The sequence below is a fragment of the Vibrio sinus genome, from assembly GCF_023634645.1.
GTDB classification, from domain to species: domain Bacteria; phylum Pseudomonadota; class Gammaproteobacteria; order Enterobacterales; family Vibrionaceae; genus Vibrio; species Vibrio sinus.
In genome coordinates, this window is record NZ_JAMKMR010000004.1 from 134,807 (window position 1) to 147,602 (window position 12,796).

A 12,796-nucleotide genomic window follows, 5' to 3' on the forward strand; every position below is an offset into this window, starting at 1 on the left:
ATGAAAAAAATATGGCTAGGTATGTTGGTTTTACTTGTGCTTGCAGGATGCACAAGTCATCGTAGTTCCTCCCTTCCATTTTTTTCTTCGTTGCCTAAGGGAGTCACGCTGATCGAACAGGTTAAGGCAGAACCTGGTAAAGCGATGATTCCCTATTCTAAATACGTATTAGCTAATGGCCTCACCGTCATACTCTCTCCCGATCATTCAGACCCATTGGTTCATGTTGATGTCACTTATCATGTTGGCTCTGCGCGTGAGCAAGTGGGGAAATCGGGTTTTGCTCACTTTTTTGAGCACATGATGTTCCAAGGCTCAGAGCACGTTGGCGATCAGCAGCATTTCAAAATTATTACTGAGGCTGGTGGCACGTTAAATGGCACAACAAACCGAGATCGCACCAATTATTTTGAAACCGTTCCGGCCAATCAATTGGAGAAAGTGCTCTGGTTAGAGTCAGACCGAATGGGCTTTTTGCTCGGCGCGGTGTCTCAACGTAAATTCGAGATCCAGCGTGATACGGTGAAAAATGAACGAGCGCAGAACTACGATAATCGCCCTTATGGGTTGGCCGGAGAAAAAATGGCTGAGGCTCTGTTTCCTGAAGGGCACCCTTATTCTTGGCAAACCATAGGTTATGTGGAAGATCTTGACCGCGTTGATGTTAACGATCTGAAAGCGTTCTTTTTGCGTTGGTATGGGCCAAACAATGCGGTTCTCACTATAGGCGGAGATATCGACGTTTATCAAACGCTAAAATGGGTAAATAAATATTTTGGCTCTATCCCTAAAGGGCCAGAAGTCCAAATCGCGCAGAAACAACCCGCGGCACTACCAGAAGACCGATTCATTACTTTAAAAGATTCCATCAAACAGCCAATGCTGCTCATTGGCTGGCCAACGGAATATCGTGGCGCTAAATCTCAGGCTTCCGTGGATGCATTAGCTAAAGTGCTGGGAAGTGGGCCCAATAGCGTGCTGTATCAGAAATTGGTCAAAACCCAAAAGGCGGTTGAAGCTGGCGCTTACCAAGATTGCGGGGAGCTTGCTTGTACTTTTTATATTTATGCGATGGCCCCATCTGGAGCCAAAGGTAACTTAACGCCCTTATATAACGATATTCAAGCGGCACTACAGAGTTTTCAATCTCATGGCGTGGATCAGTCTCGCTTGGATCAAATCAGTGGCAATGCAGAGGCAAATGCGATTTTCCGCTTACAAAGTGTGCGGGGCAAAGTCAGCCAGCTGGCTTACAACCAAACATTTTATGATCAACCCGATAGAACTCAAACCAGGTTGAAAGAAATCAAATCGGTCACTCCTGACTCGGTTATGCAAGCGTACAAAGACTTCGTTGATGATCACTACAAAGTGGTGTTGAGCGTAGTGCCAAAAAATGACGAGCTAAAAGCAGTACAACACGCCAATTTTGTTACGCCAAAACGCACGTTGCCCAATTACACCAAGATTTCCGACACTCAGTTGAACTATCGTCAAGTGCACGATAATTTTGATCGTTCGGTTATGCCAGCGGTGTCAGGAAGTGTGCAGGCCCATATGCCAGAGCTTTACCAAATGCACTTTGCAAATGGGGCGGAGTTACTCGGCACTAAAGCGACGGAAACGCCTACCGTGCAAATTGAAATAAAACTTCCTGCAGGTGCTCGGCAAGTGAAAGATGGGCAGGAAGGGATTGCGGATCTGACGGCATCAGTCATGCAAGACGGCACGAAAACGCACACAATGGAGCAGATACAGGCAAAGCTAGATAAGTTAGGTAGCTATATTGGCTTTGAAGCTGGAACCTACTCGACGACGATTTCGATTTCAAGCTTAAAGAAAAACTTAGCGGAAACAATGCAAATTGTGCAGGAAATGCTGTTTGAACCTGCATTTAATCAACAAGACTTTGCTCGCTCTAAAAAACAGCTGTTGGAGGGAGTGCTCTACCAACATCAAAAGCCAAGCTGGTTAGCTTCTCAAGCCACCAGACAAGTGCTATTTGGTGACTCGGTATTTGCTCGTTCGAGTGATGGCACTGCGCAATCTATCAGTGGGCTCACCCTAGATGATGTGAAGGCGTTTTACAAAGCGCATTACACGCCGCATGGCGCTCAGATTATTGTGGTTGGCGATATCGATAAAAAGCAGGCGATGAAGGCGATGGCGTTTTTTTCCAACTGGCAAGGCGACGCACCGCCTTTAATTCAACCTCAGGCTATTCCTAGTCTCCATGGGCAAAAAATATATCTCGTCAATAAACCAAACTCACCGCAAACCATTGTGCGATTTGTTCGTCAGGGCTTACCTTTTGATGCCACTGGAGAGGTGTTCCTCACCCAGCTGGCAAATTTCAACTTAGCCGGGAATTTTAACAGTCGTATCAATCAAAACCTGAGAGAAGATAAAGGCTACACGTATGGAGCCAGTGGTTATTTAGCATCTAATAAAGAGGTTGGCGCAATTGTCTTTTCCGCTCAAGTGCGAGCCAATGCAACCATTCCTTCCATTTTAGAAATGGAAAAAGAGATGCGAAAGTTCAGCCAGTCTGGGCTCACCAACGAAGAAGTCAGGTTCATGCGCTTAGCTGTTGGACAGCAGGATGCACTAAGCTATGAAACGCCATCTAAAAAGGCCAGTTTGTTAAGCAATATATTGACCTTCAGTTTAGATGCTGATTATTTACAGCAGCGAAATGAGATTGTCGAAGCGGTGTCAAAGTCGACGCTAGACAAGGCAGCGAAGAAGTGGTTTAACCCGAGTGACTATCAAATTATCGTGGTAGGTGATGCGAAATCATTACGTCCAAAGTTGGAAAAGTTATCGATTCCAATGGAAGAGCTTGAAATCATCCATTAGAGTACACATTAAGTAGCAAAACGGTGCATGCAGATTTGCCATGGTTTATTCATTTACTGTATGGATGAACTTGGATTAAAACCGTAAGGGTATATTCTACAAAGCTGAATTTAAAAGGAATTGTAGTGCTTGATAATGATATAAAAATCATTAGCCTAGGTTTATCTGCTTGTTAATGACGAGCAAGCCTTAAGACACACGTGTTGTGGGCATAGAACATAAGTGAATTCATTTTGACTGATTTTTCTTCTCGACTTCAATTGGTGGCAAACCACGGTGAAGTATTTAAAAAACTGGGACGCGGTATAGAGCGAGAAACACTGAGGTATCACGACCAAGGCAAGCTATCCACATCACCACACCCAAAAGGGTTAGGTTCTCCATTAACGAATAAGTGGATAACGACGGATTATTCTGAGTCACTGCTAGAGTTCATCACACCAGTTTCTCAGAGTATTTCTACCGCGATCTCTCAGCTTAATGATATTCACCACTTTTCTCAGACGAAAATCGGTGATGATAAGTTGTGGCCACTGTCGATGCCGTGTTATGTCGAAAGTGATGACTCGATTGAGTTGGCTCAGTATGGCAGTTCCAATACTGGAAAAATGAAGACGCTGTACCGCCAAGGGCTGAAACATCGTTACGGCAGCCTGATGCAAATCATTTCAGGTGTGCACTTCAACTTTTCTTTCCCAGAAGAGCTTTGGGACGGTTTGTTTGGTGAGCAAACTGAAGAAGAAAGACAGGAAAGCAAGTCAGACGCGTATTTCGGCCTAATTCGAAATTATTATCGCTTTGGTTGGCTGATTCCGTACTTTTTTGGTGCCTCTCCAGCTTTATGTTCTTCGTTTGTTGCTGAGAGGGAATCACTACTAAAATTTGAAAAATTAGGCGAAACCTTATATTTGCCTTACGCGACTTCGCTTCGCTTGAGTGACTTGGGGTACACCAATAACGCCCAAAGTTCGTTGAAAATTGGTTTTAACAGCATAGATGAATATTTACAAGGGCTAAATAAGGCAATACGTACACCTTCAGAAGAGTTCGCTAAGATAGGTGTGAAGGTAGACGGTGAGTATCGTCAGTTAAATTCTAACGTTCTGCAAATTGAAAATGAGCTTTATGCGCCGATTCGTCCTAAGCGAGTGACTCAAAGTGGTGAAAAACCGTCGGAAGCTTTAGAGCGTGCGGGTGTAGAATACATCGAAGTGCGTTCGTTAGATGTGAACCCGTTTAGCCCTGTAGGGATCAATGAGCAGCAAATTCGCTTTTTGGACCTATTTTTGACTTGGTGTTTACTCACACCTTCTGACTCAATGGATAACAGTGAGTTAGAATGTTGGCGAGACAACTGGAACAAAGTCATCATTGAAGGTCGTAACCCAGGTTTAGAATTAAAAATTGGCTGTAAGGGCGAAAGATTACAGCTGTCAGATTGGGCGCATAAAGTGTTCGATGAATTGGAGCAGATTGCCTCGGTGATGGACAGCCAAGTGTCAGGTGAGGAATATACCAACACTTGCTTTACCCTACGTCAATCAATTGATAACCCGGAGCAAACGATTTCAGGTCAGTTGCTTAAACTGACGAAAGAACTGGGCGGATTAGGTAAAGTTGGCCGTGAACTAGGGGACGAATATTATTCTCAGCGTATGTCTTCTGAATACGAAACCTACTCTGAGGGCCTTATGGAAGAGGAAGTGACGAGGTCTATAGAAGCTCAACGGGACATCGAGAAAAACGATAGCCAGTCATTTGATGAGTTTCTAGCAGACTATTTCTCTTATCTTAAGGACCGTTGATAGAACTTGATCTACAGGTCCTACACTAAAGGACTGAATAGTAGATGATAACCAAGTGGTTGCGTCGCGTAGCTTTGTTGGGCTGCGCGGCCTTGGTTGCAGGTTGTGCGACACCGACTCCAACAGATCAAAACAACATCTGTGCTATTTTCGAACAAGAACCAAGCTGGTATGAAGACGCCGTGCAAATGCAAAAAGAATGGGGCACTCCCATTAATGTTGCTATGGCGATTATAGAAGAAGAGAGCCACTTTCATTACGATGCTCAGCCTCCAGAGCAATATTTTCTAGGTTTCATTCCAACCGGTAGGGCCAGCTCGGCTTACGGATACTCTCAAGCGCAAGATCCAGTTTGGGATGAGTTTGTTCGAGCGACAGGTGACAGCGGCTCTAGAACGGATTTTAAAGCTTCCATCATGTTTATTGGTTGGTATACCCACAATACACGCCGTGTCCTTGGTATTTCTTTATGGGACCCCTATCGACAATATTTGGCCTATCATGAAGGCCGATCAGGCTATGCTCATAAGACCTATTTACATCAGCCTTGGCTAATGAAAGTGGCTCGAAAAGTAGAGAGAAACGCAAAAACTTATGGCTGGCAACTGCGGCGATGTAGAAAAGAGCTAGAGGAAGAGCAGCACAGCTGGTTTTTTTGGTGATGACCGTACCAGTATACCCAAATTACTTCAAGATGCGAGTTTCAGCGAGATAGATAAGGCTTCAATGCTAGGCAGGGATGTGAGGCATAGTCATTCTACGTCGAACATCCCTAACGACGCAGTGAAGCCTTATCTACTCGCCCTTTGGGAGCGGTGTGAGTGGCCCCCTTTCGCGTCAAAGGACTTTGAAATGGATGGCCATTCCTGCAGACCTTTTCCTTAAATCGGGCCACTCACATCGCTCTGAATCCTGCATCTTGAAGTAGTTTGGGTATAAATATGCTCCTTTAACTAGGTACTCACATGGTTCTAAATTATGCATCTTGAGCTAATCTCGCAATATTCTATACCAAGCTAGCTTCGAGATGCGCTTTATTTATCTGTATTATGAATCTTGTATATTAAATGTTTCATAATTGTTGTTTAAGGTTTGTGTTTCAAATGAATAAAGTACAGGCTAGTTTAGCTTATTTTAAGCTGAGGTTTAATTATTAAGCACTAAGTTGTTTATTGCTGCATTACCCATATATAGTACAGTGTTTTTGCTATAATTTTTATGATGATTAAATATTTTACTTCTAAGTGCTATTGGCACAATGACTGAGGTTTTAGCCTATAATAGCAATGGCTGGAAGTGTTTTCGTACAATTGATTAATTATCGTTTTGTGTCAATCAAGTCACTCAATATGTTACTTTCTGAAGACTTTAAGAAAGATATATTTAATTTTAGCTAGGTTATATATACCTAAGTGAAGGGTTTCAATTCATCTTATGCCAGCATTTATTCTCAAACAATATCCACATATTCCAACACTTGTCATTAGATCCGAGTTACATTACACCTTAAGAATTTTAGCGTGAAGTAATAAATTAAGGTGCTGAGTTAATCTATCCGCATTCTGTTATATACATTCAAATCATATAACACCCAACCTACCTCGAGATGGTATCGCTTTTGGCCTGTGCTTCTTGTTGTGTTGGAATGGAAGAGAAGACTCCCCTTTCTTATTGAATAACCAAATAGGAAAACTATTATGACTCAAATCATGAATATGGAGCCAATGATCGATCGCTCTGTAGTAGAAGAATCGAAAAACTTATCATTTACATTCAATTCTTTAAATGCGTTTTCTGAAGATGCAGTCGTTCGTTGCTGGTTTGACACAGTTTCTATATTCGGTGTCGAGCTTGGCAAAGATCTTTTCGCATTAGAAGGTGATCAGGCAAGAAGTGAATGTAATTCGCCAACAGCAGCGGCAGTCTTAAGTGCTTTTGATATGGCGCCACCACATGAAACGGGATCAGTAATGTTCGAAATTCATGTGGCGCTGACTGCTGCGAACAAAAACGCGTTAAAAACAGCGATAGCGAATGTACGTAAAGGTAAGGCGACAGATAATACCATTGTGTTCGGTACTCCAAATGAAAGTCAAGAGCTGAAAAATGATGGCAAATGGAGCTTCTTCTTTGCGCCTAAACAAGGATTAACATTGATCCCTTGTGATCCTAGAACGGTTGATCTTGAAATTGGAAATGGTGAATTGCTAGGTGGTACAACCGCAGATGCACCATACACGACTATTACTGGATTTAACTTCGTTATTGATGGCACTACATGGAAAGAAGTGGCTATTGATGTAGGACACGATAGCAGCTCAGACAAAGGCTTATACGCGACCAATAACGTTTCGGCTGCAGGCTAATCAACTGATTGAGAAGTGCTTGAAAGCAATCAAGCACTTCTTCACAAATTCTACCTCTTCTACTGCCCCTTATCTCTAAACTCTCCCATTAGCAAATAATCACGGCTTTTTAGTCACCTCTGCTGCGGATAATCTAATCCATACAGCAGCGCTGAGTTATTGAGTAAACGTCGTCATTTGTACCGGGTTTACGAACTGCACCACACCACCAGAGGCGTATTCACACATGGCGATATTGTTCAACGTGTTTACTGGCTCACCTTGAATCTGTACCAACACCTTAGTTGGAATAAACTCACTAAGTTCAGGCACGCAAGAGTTCACCGTTGGGTTGGTTGGGTAGTCGGGGTTGGTAGGTGCGATACAACCAGGAAAGGGGGTAATGTTGACAATAGGAATGCAATCGTTAATTGTCGTTGCTGGGTTGTTATTGATGAGTACCGTTGGGCGGATAGACATATAGGTTGAAGGAGCGACGGCAAACGAGCACATCATCATCGAGTTCATACAGGTAACACTGGCATTGCCACAGCCACTCGCACTCGCCTGTGCAGATGCCATTTGATTCGCTTCACCATTGAGTGTCTTTAGTGTGGCTACATTTTGCTGTAGCAAGGTAACTTGCTCATTCAATACTTGAACTTGGCTGACAATCTGTCCCCCCAAAGGGCTGCCTACTGCCTGTTGTTGCACGCTTTGCTGGTATTGACTGACATTGTCCATCGCTTGATCGAGCGTAGGAGCGCTAGCGGCGGAATACGGATCATCTTTAACGTCTTGCAGCTGCTCATACACCGAGGTAGACATGTCGCTATAGGCTTGCATGTTTTGCTCTAATTCCGCCGATGCTTGGGTTATCTCATTGATGTTTGGGCAAGGCGCAAGCTGACTAGTTAACTGCGTGAGCGTCGATTTTATTTGGTCATACTCACCCAGAAGGCTGCTCATGGTAGTGTCTTTCAATGCCATAGCTTGGTCGAGCGAGTAAAATTGCTGCTGAGCCGTAAGCATGTTTTCGATGCTGCTTTGCAGTGCACTTAATGAGCTAAAGGCACTGAGGTTAAGTGAAAGGTTACTTGGCAATTGGCTTAGTAGGCCTTGAGCTTTACTTTGGATTTCTCCCCACAAGCTCATGCCTTGCTGGCTATTTTGTGCGTAGCCTTGAAGGTAAGCAGTAGCTTGATCTATATAACCTTTTGTTGAGCTTATCATGGGACCAAAAAAATGCTCAGCTCCTGCAATGGCTTTGCCATACTCATCGCTTACTCCGTTCATTGCCGTTTGTTTGTAACCATCCAGCTTTTGTTCCAGTGAAGTAACCATGGACGAAATATGGCTCAGTGTTTGGTTGAAGGAGCTTTGTGACTCTCCTGAGCTACTTAGCCACTGTTGCAAGTGATGTTTGATGTCTGACATGTCACTCGCGATGGATTGGCTTAGTGGGTTAACCACACCACCTATTTGGCTTTTTAAGTGGTCAAACTCTTGCTCCATGGTTTTGGTCAGGGCAGGCAAATTGGTAAAAGACAGCTGAGTGGGAGTGTTTGACACCAGTGAACTTGCCCAACTTTTACACTTAGATGCCACCTCATCTGACAAGCTTTCGACCCAGGATGAGATTTGACTAATGGGGAGCATGTTAAGGCCTTTTGAGCAAAGGCTCGCCACCAAACTGTCTAGAGAGTCCGTTGTAGATGTTGTGTTACTGCTCGATAGCACAGAGCTCATCGCTTTATTGATTTGGTTAAGTGAGTCTAACGCTTCTGAACACAATTGAGGAGAAAGGCACGTATTTGCGTACTGTTCAGTGGGGAGCTGGCTTGACAGTGTTTTCAACTGATTAAACTGATCGTGAATTAACGCCTGGCTAGATGTGTGTATATCATCCTGTGACGGTAACTGCGACAGCATCTGAGTATATGGCCCAACTGGGTTAGACATCATGCCTGTTTGGCTAGATAGCTGCTGTTGCAAATAATCAGAACCACTATTTGAACTTTGATAAGCCTGATATTGCTGGTAAGCACTGGTTTGGCCTAACTGCGAATAGGCTTGATTGGTGTAGTTTGACGTGTGGCTTTGCGCTTGCTGTTGAAGATAGTCAGAACCGCTTGCCGCGTTTTGATAGCTTTGATACTGCTGTTGTAGCGGAGCGTAGTTAGGCATTGCGGAAGTGAACTGATTAATTTGCTCACTTTGGGAAATAATTTGCTGATAATCGCAGTTTTGCGTGCCATTTAAATAACTGTGTAAACACTGGCATTGCCCCGTCAGCGCTTGCTGGCTTGCCATTGCCTGAGATTGGTAGCCTTGCAACTCAGACAAATGTTGTTGGTACTGTTGATATTGCGCATCATAGGCAGACTTCATCTCCGGGCTTATTTGTTCCGGAGGTATACCTGCGTATTGATACAACTGAGTGAGGCTAGTTTCGGTATCTTTAGTGCTCTGCAACATAGGCGAATATTCGCTACTTTGCCCTTGCTCAGAGCTGGCTGATGCCATTGCAAGCCACGGAGTATACTGTGACACTTGCGCTAAATACTGAGCCTGAGTTTGATACAGCTGATTGCTGGTTAAGCTCTGCATGTATTGGTTAAAAGCCATATTCTTAGCTTGTGTCATCTGCTGTGTAGCCAGAGGGGTTCCCAATAAAGTGTTGTGACTATTTAGTGTCGCTAGCAGTTCACTCCCTGGAGACGAAGGCATGTTTTCCTGGCCATTTTCTGCAGTGGTCGGGGCCAGGGTCTCACTTGAGTTGCTGTACTGGCTTGAATTGTCAGTATTCCAGCGAGCCCATTGCGACTGATACTGCTGATACTTTCGCTGAAATGCGGTGGCGACAGGAGTGGCTTGCGCTTCTTGTTCTACTTGTAACCAACCCGTTAAGCTTGATACGTAACCTTGATAGGCCGACTTTTGCTCTGCCGTCATTTTGGAGGTGTCGATCGGCGCTTGCTCAGGCTCTGATGAAAATGCGCTTGAGGAATCGGGGTTATATGGTTGGGGGTTAGTATGCTTCCAAATAGAGCTCAAGGTATACGAATGATCATCAGATAAGGTGATATCACCTTGTTGGCTAGCACCTAGATAGTTAGATACGGTCTGAAAATCACTCGGCTGAATATTGCTTTGATATAGTTGCTGGCTCGGTTGAGTGCCAGAAGACAAGTAGTCGCACAAATAGCTATGACTTGTCAGCTCAGATAGAGACAGTGAACTGGATGGAGCAAGAGTCATCGATGACAATTCAGCGCGCAGGCCATATTGATATTCAAATTGTTGATTTGTTGCGTCAACCCATTCTTGTACTGAGCTATTTTCTGACAACGTCTGCGAAGTATCATTGAGCGATTGAAAACGAGTAGCTCCAGTAGTACTAGTCTCACGTGCAAAATCGGTGTCCTGACTAGACTCATTCGCTTCATTGGTAGAACTGATCGCCATAATTTGCTGTTGTGAGCGAGCCAAATGGGATAAGTAGTCATCTGAGGGAGCTAAACTTGCGCGGTTGTATTGCTGGCGGAGCTGATTTACGTCGCTCTGCGCCGTTTGTTGATCAGTATGATATTGAGTGAGTTGCGCTGATAAGTTTGTCAGTGAAGTGGAAGCTTGAGCAGGATCGGATATCAGCTGTGAACATGCGATAGATAGTTGAGAGCTTAAGCTTTGTCCCAAAGACGCATTGTCGGCACTTGCAGGTGCCGACAAATATTGCCCCATATTGGCTTGGCATTGATTGATGTATTCCAGCTCACTGCCGTCCGCTTGATAGTCAGCGCTTGACATGCTCGTGAGCACTGAGATCTGCTGCTGAAGTGCAGTGTGCTGCAGGGTAGCTTGTTGGGCAGAGTGTTGCTCCAATGTACCTAATTGAGACAAATAGTTATTTAAGTGGCTTAAGCTTGACTGTGTCATATTCAGGTTCAGTTATTTTCTAATAATCAAAGGCATCAGCCATCGCATCAATATCGTTGACTAAATCGCTGATCTCGCCTTCTGATCCATGCTCAGATGGGATCATTTCATGTCCGCCTTCGTCAAAACGATAGTCGTCATTGAATGGCATTTCACCAAACTCATCATCTTCTGGGTAGTCATCATCCATGCTAGGTCCTTGCTCATAGCTAGGCTGCGGTTCTTGTACCTCTTCTGAGCGATAAAACTGATCGTCCTTATACTGGTTCATTGCCATTAGTGGGAGCTCAGTGGCAAAACGCATAGGATCGCTCTGGTACAACCTATTGGCCATATCCCATTCCAAGGTATTCTGATGTTTATCGATGTGAGCTTGCAGTGTTTGTGCTTTCGGAGCGACTGATTTCATCATTGGAAAAAATAGTCCGGGAAAGTAAACCAGAGGATCGAAGTTTTTGATCTCTGACTGAATGTCTTTGTAGATGATCGAAGCTTCAAAATGGCGCTCTTCAATCAATAGCTTTTGCAAAATTGAGGCCTTTCGTATTAGTGCATACCATTTTGGTGATGCGTATTTATCCACTAAATTGCTGTTGTTGTTCGACTTTTTTCTTGCTTGTGTCTGGACCGAAGGTTCAGGTTCTCTTTCGGGCTCAGGCTCAAGACTTTCTGGCTCGACTCTCAATTGTTCAAGAACCATCATCGATTTTTGTGCTTCTCGAAAACCTGTGTGTGTGGTCAGGTTTCTTTCCTCACCATTTAGGCATGCCGCTTGGGTAAATAACCTACTGAAATTGAGCTTTAAAGCATCAAAATCAAAAATGGGCTTCTGCTTTTTAGCTTCGTTAAACTTCACGCTCAGCATATTACAAAGTACATCTAGCGCACTATTTAACGAGGCGTCAAAATTGACTTTTGGAGACAGAACACTTGCGCGATTGGATAGTATGTCGTGATATTCTTCAAGCCTTGCACTTAACTCCGAGATATTTTTGACGTTTAAAAAGACATCGCAGCTGAAGCTTAAAAACAGGCAGTAAATATCGAGTGTTTGTGTGTCATAAAGATAGTCTTCTAGGAGAGACTGAGTTTTTTCATATTCACCGTTTTCAAAGCTGCGAATTATGCTACTCATCAACATTGGATTGGCTTTGTCGACTTGGACAATATCATCAAAGCTTTGATAAAAAATAACCGACATGTGATACCTTAAAATGCAAAAAAGAGTGCGATAGGAACGATAATGGCCGCGCTAATCATATATACGCCATACTGGATCCAGCCATTATTGTGGTTGGTTAAGTCTGATCTTGGCGAAGGTCTAGTAATAATGGGATGTTCTTGAACGATTTCCGCCAAGCGTTGCTTAAGCTGATGTGTACTATTAAACAGTTCAGCATGATTTGGATTATCAAAGTATTTTCCTAAAAAACCATGATTTAGGACTAATAGCAAAGACTCATAAGCCATACGAGGGTATATGCGGTTTTTCGCTACTTCATCGATGATCTCAAATACATATTCACCACCGTTGTTGATTTGAAAAAACTCAACCTGTAGGTTTGTCCAAGTCAACCCTTGCTGGCTCTGAGCGATAACAATTTTGCATCTCTCGTCAATCAAGGCAACCACTGGAAAGACAATGTATGAAGCAACTTTATCGCCATAAATCGGTATCAACTGGTTTTGAATCAACGTGAGTTCATTTCTTACTTTATTGCGATAGGTTAAGAGGGCAGCAGAGTTTTGGTCAGCCGTGTTTGATCCTATTGCAGCAGTAAATGCCATTGCCTCATCTAGCAAAGAGGATATTTCACAGAGTAAGTAGTGTTCACTGTACATCTTATA

At 43.7% G+C, this 12,796-nt stretch carries 7 protein-coding genes; 4 read left to right on the top strand and 3 right to left on the bottom strand.

Going from position 1 to position 12,796, the window contains the following annotated elements:
- The 4 genes from M9194_RS06160 to iglC all read left to right on the top strand — a co-directional run bounded on the left by M9194_RS06160 (position 1) and on the right by iglC (position 7,030).
- On the top strand, positions 1 to 2,859 hold the full coding sequence (locus tag M9194_RS06160; protein WP_250611746.1) for a M16 family metallopeptidase: 2,859 nt from the start codon (positions 1 to 3) through the stop codon (positions 2,857 to 2,859).
- 233 nt (positions 2,860 to 3,092) lie between these two features.
- Positions 3,093 to 4,664, top strand: coding sequence for a glutamate--cysteine ligase (gshA, locus tag M9194_RS06165; RefSeq protein ID WP_250611747.1), 1,572 nt, complete (start codon positions 3,093 to 3,095; stop codon positions 4,662 to 4,664).
- Positions 4,665 to 4,708: 44 nt separating this feature from the next.
- A complete protein-coding gene (locus tag M9194_RS06170) occupies positions 4,709 to 5,326 on the top strand; it encodes a transglycosylase SLT domain-containing protein (protein ID WP_250611748.1) in 618 nt (205 codons plus the stop codon).
- Between the two features lie 1,035 nt (positions 5,327 to 6,361).
- Positions 6,362 to 7,030: a type VI secretion system tube protein IglC gene (gene iglC / locus M9194_RS06175; RefSeq protein WP_250611749.1), complete on the top strand. Its 669-nt coding sequence runs from the start codon at positions 6,362 to 6,364 to the stop codon at positions 7,028 to 7,030.
- Positions 7,031 to 7,186: 156 nt separating this feature from the next.
- Here iglC and M9194_RS06180 read toward each other — a convergent pair whose 3' ends face one another.
- From M9194_RS06180 to M9194_RS06190, 3 genes are read right to left on the bottom strand one after another with little or no spacing between them, the layout of a single operon-like run.
- Positions 7,187 to 10,948: a DUF4280 domain-containing protein gene (locus M9194_RS06180; RefSeq protein ID WP_250611750.1), complete on the bottom strand. Its 3,762-nt coding sequence runs from the start codon at positions 10,946 to 10,948 to the stop codon at positions 7,187 to 7,189.
- Positions 10,949 to 10,967: 19 nt separating this feature from the next.
- Positions 10,968 to 12,149 (bottom strand): type VI secretion system protein IglI family protein, encoded by a 1,182-nt coding sequence (locus tag M9194_RS06185; protein ID WP_250611751.1) that lies wholly within the window; start codon positions 12,147 to 12,149, stop codon positions 10,968 to 10,970.
- Positions 12,150 to 12,157: 8 nt separating this feature from the next.
- Complete coding sequence (locus tag M9194_RS06190; protein ID WP_250611752.1) at positions 12,158 to 12,790, bottom strand: DotU family type IV/VI secretion system protein; 633 nt, start codon at positions 12,788 to 12,790, stop codon at positions 12,158 to 12,160.
- Positions 12,791 to 12,796: the final 6 nt, after the last annotated feature.